The sequence below is a fragment of the SAR324 cluster bacterium genome, assembly GCA_029245725.1.
In the GTDB taxonomy this organism is placed as follows: Bacteria; SAR324; SAR324; order SAR324; family NAC60-12; genus JCVI-SCAAA005.
Genome location: JAQWOT010000096.1, coordinates 1 through 18,890 on the forward strand (window position 1 = coordinate 1; position 18,890 = coordinate 18,890).

General features: G+C 46.5%; 17 protein-coding genes. 3 read left to right on the forward strand and 14 right to left on the reverse strand.

Annotated features, from left to right (window positions below; genetic code table 11):
• Positions 1 to 212 precede the first annotated feature (212 nt).
• Together P8O70_04200 and P8O70_04205 are read left to right on the forward strand one after the other, a co-directional pair.
• Complete coding sequence (locus P8O70_04200) at positions 213 to 995, forward strand: alpha/beta fold hydrolase (GenBank protein ID MDG2196082.1); 783 nt, start codon at positions 213 to 215, stop codon at positions 993 to 995.
• A gap of 99 nt (positions 996 to 1,094) precedes the next feature.
• Entirely contained in the window at positions 1,095 to 1,967 is an 873-nt protein-coding gene (locus P8O70_04205) for an NAD(P)-dependent oxidoreductase (GenBank protein ID MDG2196083.1), read from the forward strand.
• Positions 1,968 to 1,969: 2 nt separating this feature from the next.
• Here P8O70_04205 and P8O70_04210 read toward each other — a convergent pair whose 3' ends face one another.
• The 4 genes from P8O70_04210 to P8O70_04225 all read right to left on the reverse strand — a co-directional run bounded on the left by P8O70_04210 (position 1,970) and on the right by P8O70_04225 (position 6,405).
• Positions 1,970 to 3,223: an FAD-dependent oxidoreductase gene (locus P8O70_04210; protein MDG2196084.1), complete on the reverse strand. Its 1,254-nt coding sequence runs from the start codon at positions 3,221 to 3,223 to the stop codon at positions 1,970 to 1,972.
• A gap of 33 nt (positions 3,224 to 3,256) precedes the next feature.
• Positions 3,257 to 4,294, reverse strand: a complete 1,038-nt coding sequence (locus P8O70_04215) for an ABC transporter permease (protein ID MDG2196085.1) — start codon at positions 4,292 to 4,294, stop codon at positions 3,257 to 3,259.
• A gap of 29 nt (positions 4,295 to 4,323) precedes the next feature.
• The gene (locus tag P8O70_04220) at positions 4,324 to 5,106 is read right to left on the reverse strand and encodes an ABC transporter ATP-binding protein (GenBank protein ID MDG2196086.1); all 783 of its coding nucleotides are present in this window, start codon (positions 5,104 to 5,106) and stop codon (positions 4,324 to 4,326) included.
• 255 nt (positions 5,107 to 5,361) lie between these two features.
• Positions 5,362 to 6,405 carry an ABC transporter substrate-binding protein gene (locus P8O70_04225; protein ID MDG2196087.1) on the reverse strand — a complete coding sequence of 348 codons (1,044 nt, stop codon included), beginning with the start codon at positions 6,403 to 6,405 and terminating at the stop codon, positions 5,362 to 5,364.
• 185 nt (positions 6,406 to 6,590) lie between these two features.
• Here P8O70_04225 and P8O70_04230 point away from each other — a divergent pair, with 185 nt between their 5' ends.
• The gene (locus P8O70_04230; GenBank protein ID MDG2196088.1) at positions 6,591 to 7,742 is read left to right on the forward strand and encodes a DUF3179 domain-containing protein; all 1,152 of its coding nucleotides are present in this window, start codon (positions 6,591 to 6,593) and stop codon (positions 7,740 to 7,742) included.
• 44 nt (positions 7,743 to 7,786) lie between these two features.
• On the opposite strand, the gene P8O70_04235 is transcribed toward P8O70_04230, so the two are convergent.
• From P8O70_04235 to P8O70_04280, 10 genes are all read right to left on the reverse strand, one after another.
• Positions 7,787 to 8,611 carry a sugar phosphate isomerase/epimerase gene (locus P8O70_04235; GenBank protein ID MDG2196089.1) on the reverse strand — a complete coding sequence of 275 codons (825 nt, stop codon included), beginning with the start codon at positions 8,609 to 8,611 and terminating at the stop codon, positions 7,787 to 7,789.
• Positions 8,611 to 9,771 (reverse strand): dihydrodipicolinate synthase family protein, encoded by a 1,161-nt coding sequence (locus P8O70_04240; protein ID MDG2196090.1) that lies wholly within the window; start codon positions 9,769 to 9,771, stop codon positions 8,611 to 8,613. The genes P8O70_04235 and P8O70_04240 overlap by 1 nt, the downstream gene beginning before the upstream one ends.
• Positions 9,771 to 10,922, reverse strand: a complete 1,152-nt coding sequence (locus P8O70_04245) for a Gfo/Idh/MocA family oxidoreductase (protein MDG2196091.1) — start codon at positions 10,920 to 10,922, stop codon at positions 9,771 to 9,773. Before P8O70_04245 ends, P8O70_04240 begins: the two co-directional genes overlap by 1 nt.
• 114 nt (positions 10,923 to 11,036) lie before the next feature.
• Positions 11,037 to 12,131, reverse strand: a complete 1,095-nt coding sequence (locus P8O70_04250; protein ID MDG2196092.1) for a Gfo/Idh/MocA family oxidoreductase — start codon at positions 12,129 to 12,131, stop codon at positions 11,037 to 11,039.
• A gap of 42 nt (positions 12,132 to 12,173) precedes the next feature.
• On the reverse strand, positions 12,174 to 13,292 hold the full coding sequence (locus P8O70_04255; GenBank protein ID MDG2196093.1) for an SMP-30/gluconolactonase/LRE family protein: 1,119 nt from the start codon (positions 13,290 to 13,292) through the stop codon (positions 12,174 to 12,176).
• Between the two features lie 6 nt (positions 13,293 to 13,298).
• Positions 13,299 to 14,597 carry a Gfo/Idh/MocA family oxidoreductase gene (locus P8O70_04260; protein MDG2196094.1) on the reverse strand — a complete coding sequence of 433 codons (1,299 nt, stop codon included), beginning with the start codon at positions 14,595 to 14,597 and terminating at the stop codon, positions 13,299 to 13,301.
• Entirely contained in the window at positions 14,594 to 15,682 is a 1,089-nt protein-coding gene (gene ugpC / locus P8O70_04265) for a sn-glycerol-3-phosphate ABC transporter ATP-binding protein UgpC (protein ID MDG2196095.1), read from the reverse strand. The genes P8O70_04260 and ugpC overlap by 4 nt, the downstream gene beginning before the upstream one ends.
• Positions 15,683 to 15,686: 4 nt before the next feature.
• Complete coding sequence (locus P8O70_04270; protein MDG2196096.1) at positions 15,687 to 16,514, reverse strand: carbohydrate ABC transporter permease; 828 nt, start codon at positions 16,512 to 16,514, stop codon at positions 15,687 to 15,689.
• A gap of 2 nt (positions 16,515 to 16,516) precedes the next feature.
• Positions 16,517 to 17,398 carry a sugar ABC transporter permease gene (locus P8O70_04275; GenBank protein ID MDG2196097.1) on the reverse strand — a complete coding sequence of 294 codons (882 nt, stop codon included), beginning with the start codon at positions 17,396 to 17,398 and terminating at the stop codon, positions 16,517 to 16,519.
• Between the two features lie 48 nt (positions 17,399 to 17,446).
• Positions 17,447 to 18,727: an ABC transporter substrate-binding protein gene (locus P8O70_04280; GenBank protein ID MDG2196098.1), complete on the reverse strand. Its 1,281-nt coding sequence runs from the start codon at positions 18,725 to 18,727 to the stop codon at positions 17,447 to 17,449.
• Between the last annotated feature and the right edge of the window lie 163 nt (positions 18,728 to 18,890).

The following is an 18,890-nucleotide window of genomic DNA, read 5'->3' on the forward strand; positions in this document are numbered from 1 at the left end:
AGCAACCAACTGGACAACCGAAGAGTCGAATAAATGAACAACTTCTTCCTGCATGGTATCCCTCTCCCTGGATCGTCAGAGGAATGATTTCCTGAATGTTTTTAATGACTGTCAAAGAAGGACGTTGAAAAAGTAATTAAATCAGCTACCAGCTGTTGCAGAACCATTGATGCTTTTTATAAAAAAAGACTCTAAAAGTGGGAGATAGTCAAATGCTAGACTCAAAAACATACTTTACTGAAAATCGTGATCAACAAATTGCCTATAAAAAATATGGATCGAATGGAAATGAAACAATAGTTTTCCTGCATGGTTTGACAAGCAAGAAGGAGGACTGGAATTCACAGGAAGCTAACAAGGGGACGACTTATATTGAATTCTTTGTCAACAAGGGTTATCGCTGCATATCTGTTGATTGTCTTTCACATGGAGAAAGTTCCAAACCCCAGAAAGCTGCAAACTATGATCGTAGACTACTAGCTCTCGATTTTATTTCTGTGATGGATGCTGAAAAAATCGAAAAAGCTCATTTTATTGGTTATTCCATGGGTGGTTTATTAGGGTGCTGTGTGGCAAGATTTTATCCACATCGACTAAAGAGTTTGATGCTTGGTGGACACTGCCCTGGAGTAGGTTCTGCCGAAGAAATTAATAGGCAGGATGTCGGCAAACTTACTTTTGATAAAGCCCAAGATATATTTGGAGACGATTTCCTGCAGCAGTTTCCCAAGGATCATTTGCCGGCTATCAGAAATATCTTTGATACGATGGAGGAAGCTGAGGGTTTGGAGATGGCGGTCGCAAATCTAAACGTGCCCGTACTTTTGTGGGTAGGCGAGGAGGAACCTGTTCTTTTTGAGAAAGGGAAATCGTTAGCAAGACAACATGGTTGGGAATTTTTTTCAGTTGAAGGTGATCACATCGGTGGTTTTGTCAACGCAGGTTCAGTTCTACCCCAACTCTTTCAGTTTTTGAATAAGATTTCACATGACTAGGACCTGTTCCTTTCTGAGTAGCAACCACTTGGTGTCAGCGATTATCTGGCTCAATTGATTGCGGGCTCTAAAAAATTCCCTTTTTGAATTATAATCTCGATGAAAGACAAACTCTTCGGCTTTATTGGTTTGGGAAACATGGGGCAACCCATGGCGCAACACATTGCTCGTAAAGGGTACCGCCTTCTGGTTCATGATATCGCTGGAACAAGAGAAAGAGCTCCTGAAAACAGCTTGATTGCAGCATCCAATGCTGAGGTGGTGAAGCGAGCCCAAGTGGTAGCTTTATCGCTACCTACGGTGGAGGTCAATCAACTCGTTGTTCAAGAAATTGCGAAATTGCTGACCGATGATTGTGTGATCGTGGATACCTGCACCATTGGTCCTGCCGCTGCTGCCGAGAATGCTCAAGTGCTGACTAAAGCAGGTCTTGGATATATAGACAGCCCTGTTTCGGGTCTACGGTTTAGAGCTGTTGAAGGAACTCTCACGACTATGGTATCTGGACCTGTGAACCAAATTGACCAAGTTCGCCCACTGATCGAGTGCTATTCAGCAAATGTCTTTGTCGTGGGAGAGGAAGCTGGACAGGGGCAGCAGATGAAAATGATCAACAATGCACTTTGCATTTCCTCCTATGTGACGACCAGCGAGGCCCTGGCCTATGGAGAATCTGGTGGATTACAACTGGAAACGATGCTGGCAGTAATCAACGCAAGTTCAGGACAGAGTTTTGCGACAAGTCAGACCTTTCCCAAGTTTGTGGCTTCTGGTAGATTCAACTCTGGCTGTGAGGCACACATCATTGAAAAAGACCTTGGGTTGTTCGTTGAAGATGCCTCGCGAAAGGGAACCAACAACACGGTGATTGCCAAGGCATTAGAGCGGGTTGCCGACTTTGTTGCAGAAGACCGAACCCAGGATCAGTTCCGCATCTATCCCTTCATCAAATCATCCAAACCAGACAGCTGATCTCAGACCAGGGCTTCCTGAGCTACGAGATCTGCAATCACTCGGTGTGATTGAGGAGATTCATCTTGTTGAGCGAAGAGCGCTGCGGCAACACCAGCAGCTTGTCCGGTGGCGAAGGAAGTTCCCATTACCCGGATGGAACCATATGCAGCCGCATCCGCCCCAATGGTACGGCCAGCCAACCAAAGATTGGGAATCTTTGTGGAGAGCGACTCCAGGGGGATCAATCCATATCCCCCTCCACCGATTGGATGATAAGACGGCTTGCCTGGTTTTGAGTGATTTTCCATCGGCCAGGCGGCACGAGCGATTCCAGAGTCAAATTTTCTCCCACCTTCCAAATCTTCTCGCTTGAGTGCGTATTGAGCCTCATGGCGCCAGGCTTCCCGAATGCCGATTTGTGGTCCAGTATTCACGATGTGGCAATTCTCAAATCCAGCTACTTCCGCTCTTAGAACTTCCAAGCAGTCATGGGCGATTTGACGTCCCAGCCACTCTGCCTTTGTCACCAACTCCTCCTGAACATCCTTTAGGCCAAGATCAACGATCATCCAGAGCCAGTCATTGGAATTGGGAACCCTCATGAAGACTCCACCATCCTGACGAGAAATAGGATGAATAGCCTGCCGATTGTATAACTCAACAGCCACTCTGATTGCATCCCGATCAATCATCAGATCCTTGGCGAGACCTCCTAGTCGAATGGGAAGTGACATGGACTGGAGAGGCTGTTCCTGCTGATTAACGCTGCAAGGGAGGCCCACAAATTTGGCAAGCTGGCCATTGCCGGTCGCATCAACAAAGGCCGTTCCAGAGAGTGATCTTTGCTGAAAAAGACCTACCAAGTCAACCGCCTCAAGATGACTCCCCTGCTTTTTCACATCAACTAGCGTGGTGTGTAGAAAGAGTTCCACTCGATGGGAAAGCACGAGTTGATCGAGGACATATTTCAGCTTCTCAGGATCAAGTAAGATGATGCGATTGCCAGTTAATTCTGAGAGGCGTGGTTGTATATCTTCCCCCAGCTTTGCCAGTTCCAACAGCACCCTGTAACCAACACCCCCGATTGCACGGTCTCCACGATCGTCGCATTGATAGAAACCACAGTAAGACAACACCTGCGAATTAGTAGCGGCTCCACCCAAAAAGCCATAGCGTTCCAGCAGGGCCACCCGAGCCCCAGTTTGGGCTGCTCCAACGGCGGCACTGACCCCTGCAGCACCTCCCCCACAGACAATGACGTCAAAGGATTCCATCGAAACCTCTCTGGGGAAGATTGGAGGAACAAGTCATTTGAAGAGAGAGTGGCGTTTCCAGGGAAGAGCCAGATACTGCAGCAGTTTCAGGACCAGGGTAGTCAGGATGCCGATCAGCATGACTGTGATCAAACCAGCATACATCTTCTCTGGCGCCAGGATTTCCCAGTTGTAGTAGATCAGGTAGCCAACTCCTTTCTCGGCTCGGAGAAATTCGACTGCAATGATCACGATCAGGGCCATTCCAAGAGCAACTCGCATTCCTGAAAAGATTGATGGTAAGGAGCCCGGCAGGATAACCTTGAAGAAGAGTTTCAGCCCATGCGCCCCATAATTGCGGCCTGCCAGAATATAAATTCCTTCAACATTCTGGACTGCACCCATAGTGTGAATGGTCATCATGAAAAAGACGGAAAGAGCAACCACGGCAATCCGGGGAGCATCCCCAAAAGGATCGGCAAAGACCAGCATCACGATGGGGAAAATTGCGATTTTTGGAAGTACATAGATTGCTGAAAGGATGCTGTCAAACATCAAACGGATTGTCTTGTTCATCCCCATCAGGAAGCCACAAAAAACCGCTGGGACTAGGCCAATCAAGAAACCCATGACCACTCGATACAAAGTCGCCCAGACATGGCCTTCTTCGATCAATTTCCAGACTCCTTCGAGACCCTGCTCTTGATAACGTTCTAAAATCATCCATGGACGACCCAACAGGGTGGTCTCGCTGAACTTTTCCGGGACCGTGATCAGCTCCCAGAGAGAGGCAAGGATCTTGGTGGGCTCTGGGAACCAAGTTGGGTTGATCTTACCAGTACTAGCGAATATCTCCCAGATTGAGAGCAGTAAAATGGGAAAGAGCAAAGTGATAAAGTGCTCCGAGCTTTTCTTATAGCGAACTGGGACTAATTTCATCACATCATTGACGATCTTGCCAAAAATGATCACATCAATCACCAAGCACATCAGCGCCTGATTCGTCCATAAGTCGAGAAAGTAGAGAACCAGGTTCAGCAAGAGAAATAATGGGATCTGAACGGAGAGCTTAATTGATTTTTCAGGATTCATAAGCAGATCTGGTGTTTATTGGGAAGCAATCATTGCTGGCTAGCCATCGAGCGATCGACCTCTACTGCCAGCTTCTCCCAGATTTCACTCCGAATTCTTGTAAAATCACCACTGTTCATCGTGTTGATGGAGCGCGGCCTCTCAATCGTGATTGGATAACGTTCGATGATGTGACCGGGGTTAGCCGACATCATCAGTACCTCGTCACCCAAAAATATTGCTTCGTCCAGACTGTGTGTGACGTAAAGAACAGTTTTTTTGGTTTCGTCCCAGAGTTTTAGCAATTCTTCCTGGATCAAGAGTCTGGACTGTGCATCAAGAGCCCCCAATGGTTCGTCCATCAATAGAATTTCTGGATCATTGGCCAATGCTCGGATGATGGCAACTCGTTGTTTCATACCACCCGAGATCTGATCCGGGAAGTAGTTGGCAAATTTGCTCAAGCCAACTTTCTGAAGCCATTCTCGGGCGATTTCTGTGCGGATTTTTTTTGAAATACCCCGCATCTCAAGTCCAAAGGCAACGTTCTCCATGACAGTCCGCCAAGGAAAGATAGCGTATTCCTGAAAGATGACGTTATTGATTGGCTGATCCTTGCCCTCCCCATGCTGGACGTCAAACTCTCCGGCAGTGAAGTAGTCCAATCCCGCAATGATCTTGAGCAAGGTGGATTTTCCGCATCCAGAAGGACCGACGATACAGACGAACTGACCTTCCTCAATTTGCAGGGTGGCATCACCAATGGCGGTAAACTCTCCTTCCGCCGTGCTGTAGACTTTCTGACAACCTTGGCAACGGATCTTTACGGACATGCCGATTTGAAGAAAGGTGGAATCATTGGTGATTTTTAGTGGTAGCGAAGTGAGCTGCTAATGAACCGAAATAGCGGATCGCAGGGATTGCTGAATCAGGGCTGGGTCACACGATGAATTGGGAAGCACTTGTTGTACAGAATAAAGACTGAAGGATATTCAGCCTCCTTAGCAACCCAGGCCCTGTGACCAGATTTCTCATGGTTTTTTGTCACTGGGCTGGGTGCAAATCAATTAGAGAGTTCTGCTTTTAGTTTAATAACTCCCCAAGATGCTGAGTGCTTTTTTTGTGAAGCGCTCATCGACTGCATTGTTCAGATCCAACTCTGTGGTGTATTCCGTCCGGCCATTCAAACGATGCACGCTTTCAATGTCCTTAAGACCAGCCACTGGAATGACGATGTTTGGATCATAGATCAGCTTCTTTCCTGTACGTAGGGCTTTTTCTGTGGTGTTAGTGTTCGTCATGTAGGCTTTGATGTTTTCTTCGTCAAGAAAGTCATCACCTTGCATAAGGCGAGCTGCCTCTCCCACAGCAAGAACGAATCGCTCTGCCACATCTGCCCGTTGATTGACAAATTTTCCAGAGCCCACAAACGCCACCGTCATCAAGCCAGGGACTAGATCAGAAGCGAGTACCTTGGCATGACCATCATTGATTGATTGGGTGGTGTAGGGAGGTCCTGTCAGGGCTGCATCAATGGACTGATTTGCTAGGGCCTTGGGCATGTCGGCATTGCCAATCTTTACCTTCTGGATGTCATTGAGCATCATTCCCGCTTGTTGCAAAGCTTTAGTCAGTAAATACTCACCTCCACTGCCAGGGCCACCAGCGACACCAATGCGCATTCCCTTCAAATCCTGCACACTTTTGATTGAGCCATTGGCCATCAGATCTGCTCGAGCAATGAGAGCGGTGGGGCTATTCTCCATTGGCTCCAGACCACCCGGTGCGATAATACGCAGATCCAGGCCTCGGCTCCAGCCATTCCAGAGAGAGGTCACGATCGCAATCCCTCCAACATCAATCTTGCCTTCTGACAAAAAAGCAATCGCTTCTGTACCCGATTTCACACGACGCAGTGTTACATCAAGGCCGTACTTTTCGAATAGCTTCCTGCTGTGAGCGACGTACATGGTCGCAAACTTCATGATGGGTACGTAGGCCACTGTTACTTTTTCTGGTGGATTCAACGGTTTCAGACCGTCGTTAGCCAACCCGTTGGAGCTCCAGAGTAAACCAACCGCCATCACAATGATGCTTACCTTACAGGACAAATTCTTGATGTGCCAATTCATGTCATTCTCCTAAAAGTTATTGAAAACAAAGCCCTTGTTTAGAGAGGCCAGGCTTTTTGGTCAAGATATTTCCTGAACTGAAAAATATTGAATCAATTATGTCTGTTGAGTTGGTTGCATAAAGTGCATTAAGAAAACGATTGTTGAGCAACTGTCTTTCCCATTACTTAGATCAGGAGAACCATATGAAAAAACGTCCTATTCTACTATTTGCCTTGGGGATGCTTTTCATCGCAAATTTGGTATCGGCCAATTCCGAATCAAAAGGAGAAGACACGCTTAGTGAATTGCTACGAAGAGCTACTATAGGCTGGAATACAGATTGGTCAAAGCATTCCATAGAATATCGTGAACTACTCTCTGGAGGACCACCTCGAGATGGCATTCCCCCAATTGATCAGCCCAAATTCATTGATAACCAGCAGGCAGAACAATGGCTTGCACCGAATGATCCTGTGATTGCGCTGGAACTCAATCGAGATGCTCGAGCATACCCTCTGCAAATCCTGACATGGCACGAAATCGTCAATGATACTGTCGGAGGAATACCGATAACCATTACATTTTGTCCACTATGTAACTCTGCTATTGCGTTTGAACGAAATTATCAGGGGATTACTTATGACTTTGGCACCAGTGGTTTACTGAGGCACTCTGATCTGGTGATGTATGACCGGCAGACCGAGAGCTTGTGGCAACAGTTTACAGGCGAAGCAATTGTTGGTGCCATGACGGGTGAGCAATTGAAGATGATCCCTGCAGGATTGATCGGTTTCGAGCAATTTCAAGTAGCTTATCCAGATGGTAAGATTCTCTCCAAAGAAACAGGGTACTCAAGAGACTATGGACGCAATCCCTATCCGGGCTATGACGATATTCACAATAATCCCTTTCTCTTTCGAGATCCGGTTGACAAACGACTTCCCGCAATGGCACGAGTTGTTACCATCAGTGATGGGGAGTATCACAATGCGTATCCTGTGAAATTATTGGAAAAACTTGGGGTTGTTCATCATCAACTAGGGGACCAGTCTTTGGTGGTTTTTCATCAAGCTGGAGTCAGCAGCGCCTTAGATACAACTCGGATTGCTAATGGTGTCGATGTCGGAGCGACTGGTATATTTATACCTGTTGTCGGGAACCAAGAATTAACGTTTGTCAAGCGAGCAGGAGAAATTGTTGATGAGCAAACAGGAAGTCATTGGAATATTGTTGGGCAGGCAGTTGAGGGCCCTCTTGAGGGCAAACAACTGAAGAGGCTGATTCACGCTGATCAGTTTTGGTTTTCCTGGGCGGCTTTTCAACCAGACACATTAATTTATAATTTGGATGAGTAGCGCATTTTTAGGAAGGGTGAATGTGAAAGTTACTGAAGAGTTGATTAGCTGTATATTTGGTGACGATCAATACAGATACGAATGACCTCTTCTGGATCTCGTTTCCACCAGTTTTCCTGCGAGAAAATTTCGACTTCATGAAAGCCTGCATATCCAGTATTTTCGACCCACCCCCGAATTTGAGGCAGATCAATCACCCCATCACCCATCATCCCTCGATCCAAGAGCAGATGTTTGGTATCAGGTAGCCAATCACAGATGTGATAGGCAAAAATTCGGGACTTACCGGCTCGATCTAGTTGAGATCTTAAATCAGGATCCCACCAAAGATGATAGACATCACAGGCGACCCCCACACCCTCTCCAAGCGAATCACAAAGATCCAGAGCCTGTGATAACGTGTTGACCACAGAACGATCCGCGCAATACATCGGGTGAAGCGGTTCGATGGCTAGTCGAACTCCTGCTGGAATAGCTCTTTCCAAAAGCCAAGCGATTCCCTCTTCAACTTGTTGACGAGCCTTCGCCAGATCTCTGGAACCCTTTGGCAAACCACCTGTAACCAAGACCAGACAATCTGCATTCAATTCAACCGCTTCTTCGAGTGCCCGTAGATTGTCTTCCAAGTTTGCTTCCCACTCTTGCTGGGTGTTGGCTGGAAACATCCCACCCCGACAAACTCCAGAGACCCGCAGGCCCAGTTCACGAACTTGTTTTGCAGTCGCCTTCAATCCGATCTGGGCGATTTGATCCCGCCAGGGACTGACAGCAGGGATGCCTAGTCTTGCAACGAGGTCGAATGCTTCTGAAATGGTGCAACGTTCACGAATCGTGGCGAGATTGATCGAGAGTTGAGTAATATTAGGCATCAGTTCAACCCTCGCGTTCGTAACCAGGATTTCATGCGAGAACAGGCCAAATCAGGATCAAGTAACAGTCCTGCTTGATCTGCGAGGCGAAACAGTTCTGCAAGGTGAAGGGTGGAGCGCGCCGATTCCTGCCCACCAACCATTGTGAAGTGAGATTGATGACCGTTTAACCAAGCCAGAAAGACAATGCCTGTTTTGTAAAATCGAGTTGGTGCACAGAAGATATGCCGAGACAACGGCACTGTTGGCGTGAGAATCTGATGAAAGCGATTGAGATTTCCCTGAGCCAAGTGTGCCAGTGCCGCTGATGCAGCGGGAGCGATGGCATCAAAAATTCCCAGCAGAGCATCCGAGTATCCTTGCTCATCTCCAGCGATCAACTCTGCATAGTTGAAATCATCTCCCGTGTACATTCGGACACCCTCAGGGAGTAGCCGACGCATCTTGATTTCTGCATCCTTTGACAACAACGAGATCTTGATGCCATCAATTTTTTCTACGTTCGAACTGATCACACCAAGACACGCATCCATTGCTTCACCGGTTTTTGAAGATCCCCAGTATCCTGAGAGTGCAGGATCAAACATTTCTCCGAGCCAATGGAGAATGACCGGTTGATCTGCCTGTTGGAGTACTCTTGCATAAACTTGAGCGTAGTCTGCAGGATCTTGAGCAATCAACGTCAGGGCACGACTGGCCATCAGGATCACTCGACTTCCTGCCTGCTGAACCGCCTCCAATTGTTCCAAGTAAGCCCGTTCAACCTGCTCAAGCCTCAGGTTTCCGGAGGGTAGAAGATGTTCTGTTCCCACTCCTGAAAAAACCACAGCACCTTGGAAGGACTTTGCTTCAGCGACAGATCGTTGAATCAGTTCCAGGGCTTGAGGCCAATTCAAGCCCATCCCACGTTGCGCGGTGTCCATTGCTTCAGCGACGGCAAGTCCATGTGACCAAAGGTAGCGTCGATAAGCCATGGTGGCGTCCCAATCAATGGCGACCTCGGTCCACGGATCGGCAGAACTAGTTGGATCTGAAACAACATGGACCGCGGCAAAGGTGACGCGATTGAGCGATACTCTCGGTGCCTGGAAATCAATAGGATTGCTCAATTCATAGCGATCGAGTCGGTTCCCCCCCGTTGGTAAATCGATGGTCAACATCAGGCCTCCAGATCTGGGACATCCAACCAGCGTCGCTCTGCCCAGCTTTGCATACCTAGTTCTGCCAACTGAACACCTCGAGCCCCAGCCATCAGATCATATTTCCAGGGAGCATCTTCCGCCACATGACGCAGGAACATCTCCCATTGCACACGGAAACCATTGCCAAAGACCTCAACATCAGGCACCGTTTCCCAGCATGCTTGAAAATCAATCGGGTTAGGCACATCTGGATTCCAGACCGGTTTGGGGGTGTTGACACGATGTTGCGTGACACAGGAAGTTAATCCCGCAACCGCCGAACCATGAGTGCCATCTACATGGAACATAACCAATTCGTCGCGCTTTACCCTTGTGCACCACGAGGAATTGATCTGAGCAACAATTCCTCCAGTAAGTTGGAAGGTGGCATAGGCAGCATCATCAGCATCAGCTTGATAGTGTTGCCCTTGTTCATCCCAACGTTCGGGAATATGCCGAGCTCCCAAACAGGAAACGGACTGAACCGAACCGAAAAGATTATCCATCACGTAGCGCCAATGACAGAGCATGTCCAAAATAATTCCACCTCCATCGGCCTTGCGGTAATTCCAAGAGGGTCGCTGAGCCTTTCGCCAATCACCTTCAAAAACCCAATAGCCAAATTCTCCACGCACAGAGAGAATCCGACCGAAGTAACCGCTATTAATCAATGATTTCAATTTGAGGAGTCCTGGTAGGAAGAGCTTATCCTGCACTACTCCATGTTTAACTCCCTTTTCACGAGCCAAACGAGCTACTGCAAGGGCATTTTCCAGTGTGTCTGCGCTGGGTTTTTCACAATAAATGTGTTTACCAGCCCGGATGGCCTGGCTCAATAGGTCAGAACGCATCTGAGTAGTCCCTGCATCGAAGAATAGCGTATCTTCAGTATTTGCTAGACACTGTTCAATGCTATCAGACCAGCGAGCAATGCCTTGTTCCTTGGCAAGTGCCTCCATTTTCTTAGCGTTGCGGCCTACAAGAATTGGATCAGGAAGCAGTCGGTCCCCATTTGAAAGCACTAACCCACCATCTTGAATAATCGCTTGGATAGAACGGATCAGGTGCTGATTGTACCCCATTCTTCCGGTGACCCCGTGCATGATGATGCCAATTCGCTGAGTAGCCATTCTAAGGTCCTTTATTTTCGAGATTCAGCATAACAAGCAGTCAATGAACTTGGTCAATGACTTGTGAAAACGGTGGAAAATTTCGAGTGAACGGATACCAACCAGATACCTCTTCTAACTCTGAGTTTTACCAAATTCCTGCTTCATCATCTCAATCCAACCTGAATAGAAGGGATGATTACTGGAAAGTGGCAGTTGAACAATCTCTCCTGTCTTAACAGACCAATAAGCTGCTGTGAGTAGTTCGATGGATCGGCGGGCATCTGCCAAGCTGACAGGAGTTTGTCCTTTGCCGGCAAGAGCCTCATAGATGCGGAGAAACTGACCAGGAAATCTTTCAGGTCTGGGGGGGAAGTCTGCAAGTTCATCGTTGATCCGAGCTTGTTGATCTGGATCAACATGCGAGAAAGTCCATGGTTCATGCCCCGGATTGTAGGGATCTCTCCCTCCCTCAGCTGTAAGGCCAGCAAAGCAGAAACGCAGGCGTGACATCTGCTCTGTTGAGCCTAGTGTAACCGATGAACTGGCTATTGCTCCATTGCTGAAGTTCATCAACACCACACCCAAATCTTCTGTTTCATACCCATTCACACAGTTTGAAGCTTGAGCAAACACAGTGGCGGGGTCTCCAAGTACCTGGCAGAGCAGATCATGAATGTGGATCGCATGAGTGGCAAAGCTCCCTCCAGCTGCTCCATCCCATGTGCTACGCCACATTCCTCGACTGTAATATGCCTCTCCTCGCAACCAGTGTGTCTCAGCAGTTGCGATTGAGGGACTGCCTACCAGCCCTTTGGAAATCAAATGATGAAGCTTTTGAATCCCGTGGCCAAATCGGTATTGAAAAATCGGGAAGAGGCGTTTTCCTGATTGCTGCTCTACTCTTTCCAGTTCGTCCATTTCTGAAAGCGAACGAGCAACCGGCTTTTCAAGAACAACGTGGAAACCTGCTTGGAGAGCTGCAGTGGCTTGCGAAAAATGAAGCGCAGAAGGCGTACAAATATCAATTAAATCTAGATCTTGAGAAAAAAGATCCTCCAGTCGGTTTGTTTGATAACCGACTCTGATCTGTTCTACAAATTCATTGCGACGTTGTTCATCAATTTCACAGACCGCTGTCACTTCATAGAGGTCGGGCAACGTTTGATACATCCTGGCGTGTTTTGTTCCCACACCCGTACCCACCAGTGCCACTCGTACACGTCTCAAAATATCAACCTTGTTATGAACAAAGCGGGGAACGCAATGGTTTCATTGGTGAATTTCATAATTGAGAATCTTGCCATCAATCTCACTGAGTCCCTGCTGAGACCAGACTCTTCTTCCAGGAGTCCCTTGTCCTGTTGAAATGTAGAGTTGATGATCAAGGATTGAGAGATTCGTTGGCAAGTCTAGACCTTCGACCAAAACTCGGCTTTCTTTTGATCCATCCAGCAAGACACTCAATCTACCCGAGTTGCGAACATATCCTCCTGGGTCTGGTGGAGAATGTTTATCGTGAAGATCAAAATCACGAGAAATCAGGTTAGTTGGCCAAGCAGTTGTCAGTTCCAGGAAGTAAACGTTGCCATTGTTATGTGTAGCAACATCGATAGCGGTGGTAAGACCTTCAATAAGATACTCGTAAGTTCTGGTTTTTAGGTCTACCCTCGCGATCTTGGCATCTCCAGGCATGAAAGAGATGGTTTCACCAAAGTAAGCCCAGAGCTGACCCGAAAACAAGGCAACCAGTAAATTTCCTTCTGAGTCCAGCGCCAGGCCTGTAGGCACTGCCTGTTGCTGATGTCCTAATACATCGAAAAGCAGGATTTCTTCGTAGCCAGCTCCAAAGTGGTAAGCACCAATTTGGTTGAGCGTACTCTCTGCTAAGTATAGAGATTGCTGATCCGAGGAGAGAGTAATTGAATTGACTACTCCAGGGCGCTCAATCAAAACAACCTCCACGAAATCAACCAGATCCATTTGGACAATCTCTGTCGTTTCTCTGCCGCTATCTCTCGTGTAGATCAATGTATGGTCGTTCCTGAGTAAGCCATCCCCTGGCCCAACAACTTCATCCCTTCCTGGGTTGAACACCTCCATAATGTTGTAAGAATATAGATCCTCACGCAGGCGTGACTCTTCTGAAGCATCGAACTGATCATCCTTGTTCAAGTCTCGCCACCAGCTGATTTTTCCAGAATCTAGCCCATCTAGTGTTTTTCCGGTACCAGCTTCCAAAATAATTAAACTCCCAGTTGCAACAGGAACAATTCCACGCGGATTGTGCAGCCCACGAGCAAGTTCAGCAGTCTTTGAGCTCAGCGGTTTGGTGAAGGTGCAGAAGAAAGGAAGGATAAGTGCCAGAATGGCAAAACAAAGTCTCAGCACAGTTGCTCAGTTCAAACGTAGCTCATTTGGAATAGCTAGATCCTCAATTAGATCTTTGATCAAAACAACCTTCCCTTTCTCCATTGACCGATTGATGGCAAATCCAGTGATAGCAGACCAAGCTGCAGAAAAATGGTTGGATTTGCGCTGAAGTGGGTCTGGGGATCCATCATCAGCAAAGATGTGATTCAGCATCAGGGGATCTGCACCACCATGGCCACCAGCAGAGCTTGGATTCTTAATTCTTTCGGTGGCTTTCCCTGGTATCAGGAGCGATGTCTGCACATTGCTACCTTCTCGAAGCGAACTTTCATCCCCGTTGATTACGCTTCGCTCCAAGTATTTTTGGGAGAGAGTTCCCTCTGTACCAATAAAGGAAATTTCATAACCCTCCCAGGGTGAGAAAGCAACGAGTCCATAGTTGAGTACTGCCCCTCTGGAATAGCGCACCTCTGCACGAATCATGTCTTCAATTTCAATACTACCATCAAAAACACATTGATCCCTGTGATAGCCATCATAATGCTCATTGTCCGAGTAAAGTTTCTGCAAGTTGTCCGTAGCCTCCAGTTTCAGCCGAAAGCTACAATTCTTTGAGAGGCAGCTCTTACAGCGCTCTCCACGGTTTTTAATCCCTAAACGTTTGGCATTGATTGGATTGTAGTAATGATTGTCCCCTGTTGCATAAGCGGAAACGGGAATATCGGCAATCCACCAATTGATTAAATCAAAATGGTGAGTAGCCTTGTGCACAGCCAATCCACCAGAATTGCTTTTGTAGCGATGCCATCTTCGAAAATAATCAGCACCGTGAATTCGATCTAGATGCCAATCAAAGGTGATCGCCTTAATAGTTCCAATAGTACCACTCATCAAAAGCTCTTTTACCTGTGAGCGGTATGGAGAGTAGCGATAATTGTGGGTGATCGTTGCAGTTGTCTGAGCCTTATTCAGTTCTGTGACAATCTTTTTCAGTTTCACCAGGCTGCTGGTGATTGGTTTCTCACTGATGATCTGGCAACCATTTTTTGCTCCTGCAATGATGTATTTGTGGTGAGTATAATCAGGTGAAGTCACAATGAGAATATCTGGTTTTTCGACTCGTAGTAGCTTGTGAAAATCCTTCTCCAGATAACAAGCTACCGAGACATTAGACTTCTTCAGTGATTGTTCTGCATAGCGCAATCTGCCAAGATTAGAATCACATATAGCCACCAGTTGATGATTGACAGCATATTCTTTTACGAGAGCTTCACGAAACAGTTTGTGCCGGCCACCAACCCCGACAATCGCGCACTTTTTCATACTAAATTATTCTTAATAACCAAAGCAGAACCTGATTGATCAAAAAAGTGTGATGAGCCTAAATCGATATGTGCAGCCAACTTGGTTTTGGATTCAAAGTGTTGTTGACCCTGGTTATGCATCACAAAATTGATGTTGTGATCTGTCTCCAGATAGATGTAAGCCTCACTACCAAGCTGCTCCATATGTGAAACTTCTGTGTGAATCAACAAATCACTTGCCGAAACTTTTGTCTCAGCCTTCACCATCTCCGGTCGGAAACCGATTTGCTCAATCCGCTTATCTTCAAAAGTTTTAAGCGTTGCCTCCGGTATAACTGCTTTCCCAGCGTTTTGTAGCTCGACCAGTTCACTCAATTTGATCAGATTGATCCTGGGTGAGCCAATGAAGGAAGCAACGAAAACATTACTCGGCTGGTTATATAGCTCCAGTGGCTTTCCAATCTGCTCCACTCTTCCGCCATTGAGAACAACAATTCGATCAGCCATCGTCATGGCCTCGACCTGATCATGGGTTACGTAAATCGTGGTTGCTCCAAGCCTTTTTTGCAGCCGTGCAATCTCCACCCGCATCTGCACCCTTAGATCTGCATCCAGATTAGAAAGTGGTTCATCAAAGAGGAATGCCTTTGGCTCCCTGACAATCGCTCGACCAATTGCGACACGTTGTTTTTGCCCTCCTGAGAGCTGCTTGGGTTTCCTCTTTAGCAGTTGGTCAATTTGAAGGATCTGGGCGGCCTTCTGAACCCGCTCATCTATCACATTTTTTGGGATTTTCATCGTCTCCAAGCCAAACGATAGATTCTTATAAACGTTCATGTGCGGGTAGAGAGCATAGGACTGAAAAACCATTGCCAGGTCACGCTTTGAAGAATGAGTCTCTGTGACATTCTTATCGTCAATATGAATCTGGCCTCCTGTAATGGTTTCTAGCCCTGCAATTGAGCGTAGTAAGGTTGATTTCCCACAGCCTGAGGGCCCTACCAAAACAAGAAATTCACCCTTTTTGACCTCAAAATTGACCTGATCAATGGCTCTCACACTATCGAAATGCTTACTGACGTTTTTCAATAATATGTTTGCCATGTTGCTAACCCTTGATCCCGCTCATTGCGATACCATGAACAATAAATCTTTGAAAGATTATAAAGAAAATAAACACTGGAATCAGTGATAGAATAGACATCGCAAAAGATTCACCATAAAACGAAAGGTCCTCTGCACTGACAAAGGCCCGCAGGGCAAGCGGCACAGTGTATTTCTCAATATCGTTTAGGTAAATCAGAGGACCAAAAAAATCTTCCCACGTCCAATAGAATGAAAAGATTGCTGCCGTCCCAAAGGCTGGTGTTGAGAGGGGTACAATGATTTTGAAGAAAATTCGGAAGACAGAGCATCCATCCATCATGGCGGATTCATCCAATTCTCGTGGTAATTGCTTAAAGAACTGAACCATCAGAAAAATAAAAAAGGCTTCCTGGGCCAAAAATTTTGGAACTATGAGTGGATAGTAAGTATTTACCCAACCAAGTTTTAAAAACAAAATATACTGTGGGATCAAGACTACATGGTAAGGGAGCATCAACGTCATCATCATCAACGCAAACCAGAATCTCTTAAAGTTGAACTCAAGCCGAGCAAAAGCGTATGCTGTGAAGGCGCAAGCGATTAGATTCCCAATCACTGAGAAAACCGCAACAATGACAGAATTTTTATAAAATATAGAAAAATCGATCCTCAGCGCCTGCCACCCATTGGGATAGTTTTCAAACGTGAATTGGCTTGGCCACAAGCTGAGGTCATTGAAAATAATACTTTCTGGTTTGAAAGAACTGCTCAACATCCATAACAACGGGTAGAGCATGACCAGTGAGGCAATGGCTAAAAAAAGGTGTTTCAGAAGACTGTTCTGCTTCATCTCTACTTCTCACTTTCGTAGTAAACCCAATACTTGGAAGTATAGAAATAAATTGCCGTAAAGATACTGATGATGATTAAGAGAACCCAAGCGAGCGCAGAAGCGTAACCCATTCTGAAGAATTCAAAACCTTGTTGATAGAGGTAGAGCGTGTAGAACAACAAAGAATCAACTGGAGAACCATTTCCACCGCTGATGATGAAGACATTGTTGAATGTCTTGAAGGCATCAATGGTCTGAAGAACAAGGTTGAAAAAGATGACAGGAGCAAGTAGGGGGAGGGTGATTTTCCAGAATTGTCGAAACTTCGAGGCTCCATCAATCGATGATGCTTCATAGAGATCATGAGGGATCTGACGCAATCCTGCCAGGAAGATCAGCATCGGTGAGCCAAATTGCCAAATAGTCAGTAGAATCACCGTGTAAATGGATGTATCGGGATCAGACAGCCAACTTGGTCCGGAAATCCCAAGAAAAGCCAGCAGGTAATTGACAAGGCCATCGGTATGGAAGACCTGCCGCCAAAGGATACCAACCGCTACACTGGACCCCAACAGTGAAGGTAAGTAAAAAACTGCCCGATAAAGACTAAGACCCTGAACACCCTGGTTCAGCCAGAGTGCAATAGCTAGGGCAAAACCTAATTTGAATGGAACGCCAACAGCTACGTAGAAAAAAGTTACCTTGAGAGCTTCCCAGAACCTATAATCGTCAACGAACATGTACTCGTAGTGTTCAAATCCAATGAAATAGGGATCTGAAACCGTATCGTATTCTGTCAGTGACAGGTAAAAGGATGAAACGATTGGTTGTATCGTCAGTAAGAAAAAGCCTACCAACCATGGCAGCAGAAAAATGTAGGCTGCAAAATTCTCTTTTTTCATTTGAATTTCAGCAACTCCCCCTAGCAAAAGGGGAATTGCTTTGATTGATTACCCTTGCTTCCGACGAATTCTTTCTGCTTCCCGATAGAAAGATTTTGCTGCTGACGCGATCTTGGTTTTGCCAAAGGCCACACCTTCCCAATACCTTTCGAAAGCTCTGTCAATCTCTCCCGCACCTTTTGGTGGAACTGGGGGCAGTTTCTTGGTTCTTCCTTCAATTTCCTCAAGGTACTCAACCATAATTGCTTCTTCTCGTGAATAGCCGGGCTTCAAGAAGTCGCGCATTTCCTTAGTACCAGGCACTCCTCGCTCTAGCTTGAGAATTCCAACCGCTCGAGGGTCTCGGATAAAGAAGTTCATGTATTTTGCCGATAGGGACTCGTCCTGGGTATCTCTGGACATACTGATGAATTGCCCGCACTTGTAATACATACCTGGACTATCACCGGGATTGTGTGGAATTGTTGCCATCTCAATCTGATGATCCGTCAGCTTTTGAATGGCTACAATTTGGTTTGTCCAGTAGCTATCAAATGCAGTTTTTTTGGTTGGAATTCCACTTTTTGCCATCGAGGTGGATGCGGCCTCCTCCGTGGCAGGCCAACTCACGCCTGTCTCTTGGCAGTCCACCCAGAAGGACCAATACTCCTCAATGTCTTTCTGGTCAAAGGCCAAGTCCCCATTTTCATCGTATAGTGCCTTATTTTTTTGACGGAGCCAAATATCTAACCAAACCTCCTGCCCACCATTGTTTACAGATCCGTAAATGCCATCTGGTGTATTTTTAGTTACTTCTCTTGAAATCTTGACGAAGTCATCCCAATTCCACTTGTAAGGATCAAAGGTCAAACCTAACTGGTCCAGAAGGGTTTTGTCATAAGGGACAAATTGTGAGTTCGTTCCGATATTTACCCCATAGACCTGGCCATCGACAGTCCCTCCATCGAAAGAGAACTGTGCAAAATCAGACATATCAATCGCCCCCCTGTCAAGATGGGGATTCAGGGATTTAATGGCACCCCGGCGTGCATATTCAGCAATGTAGCGGTAATCCATCTGGATCACATCCGCCATATTCTTGCCTGCCACTTGGGTTGCCATTTTTGGCCAATAGTCTCTCCAACCCAGTGTCTCTCCTACTACAGTTGAATCTGAAAAAGCTGCATTGAAGGCATCAATCGTGGCATAAGTTCGCTTGTCTCTCTCCTTGTTACCCCACCAGAAGTGCCGAATTCTACCTGCAGCCTTCGTGGAATTGGCTCCTGTAAGTGCAAGCACTGATGTAGCCAAAGCCAATTTCCCAAAATTTCGCCTTGTTAGGTTGCTCATGACTTCCTCTTGAAAATATTTGATATCTGGCTGATCTCCAGCAGGATTACCCTGAGGTTACCTCTGGAGGAAACTAATATATCAAGTTGTTTGAATCGAACTTGGCTTCATGACAATCACCAAGTCGGAAAATAGTGGCTACAGCTTTGGCTAGGAAAAAAAG

Bases quoted from the DNA above. Each gene is read 5' to 3' on its own strand.
- P8O70_04240 (MDG2196090.1), bottom strand. From the start codon at position 9,771: ATGTTGACCATCGATTTACCAACGGGGGGGAACCGACTCGATCGCTAT.
- P8O70_04205 (MDG2196083.1), top strand. From the start codon at position 1,095: ATGAAAGACAAACTCTTCGGCTTTATTGGTTTGGGAAACATGGGGCAA.
- P8O70_04275 (MDG2196097.1), bottom strand. From the start codon at position 17,398: ATGAAAAAAGAGAATTTTGCAGCCTACATTTTTCTGCTGCCATGGTTG.
- P8O70_04210 (MDG2196084.1), bottom strand. From the start codon at position 3,223: ATGGAATCCTTTGACGTCATTGTCTGTGGGGGAGGTGCTGCAGGGGTC.
- P8O70_04200 (MDG2196082.1), top strand. From the start codon at position 213: ATGCTAGACTCAAAAACATACTTTACTGAAAATCGTGATCAACAAATT.
- ugpC (MDG2196095.1), bottom strand. From the start codon at position 15,682: ATGGCAAACATATTATTGAAAAACGTCAGTAAGCATTTCGATAGTGTG.
- P8O70_04230 (MDG2196088.1), top strand. From the start codon at position 6,591: ATGAAAAAACGTCCTATTCTACTATTTGCCTTGGGGATGCTTTTCATC.
- P8O70_04235 (MDG2196089.1), bottom strand. From the start codon at position 8,611: ATGCCTAATATTACTCAACTCTCGATCAATCTCGCCACGATTCGTGAA.
- P8O70_04245 (MDG2196091.1), bottom strand. From the start codon at position 10,922: ATGGCTACTCAGCGAATTGGCATCATCATGCACGGGGTCACCGGAAGA.
- P8O70_04260 (MDG2196094.1), bottom strand. From the start codon at position 14,597: ATGAAAAAGTGCGCGATTGTCGGGGTTGGTGGCCGGCACAAACTGTTT.
- P8O70_04225 (MDG2196087.1), bottom strand. From the start codon at position 6,405: ATGAATTGGCACATCAAGAATTTGTCCTGTAAGGTAAGCATCATTGTG.
- P8O70_04280 (MDG2196098.1), bottom strand. From the start codon at position 18,727: ATGAGCAACCTAACAAGGCGAAATTTTGGGAAATTGGCTTTGGCTACA.
- P8O70_04270 (MDG2196096.1), bottom strand. From the start codon at position 16,514: ATGAAGCAGAACAGTCTTCTGAAACACCTTTTTTTAGCCATTGCCTCA.
- P8O70_04215 (MDG2196085.1), bottom strand. From the start codon at position 4,294: ATGAATCCTGAAAAATCAATTAAGCTCTCCGTTCAGATCCCATTATTT.
- P8O70_04220 (MDG2196086.1), bottom strand. From the start codon at position 5,106: ATGTCCGTAAAGATCCGTTGCCAAGGTTGTCAGAAAGTCTACAGCACG.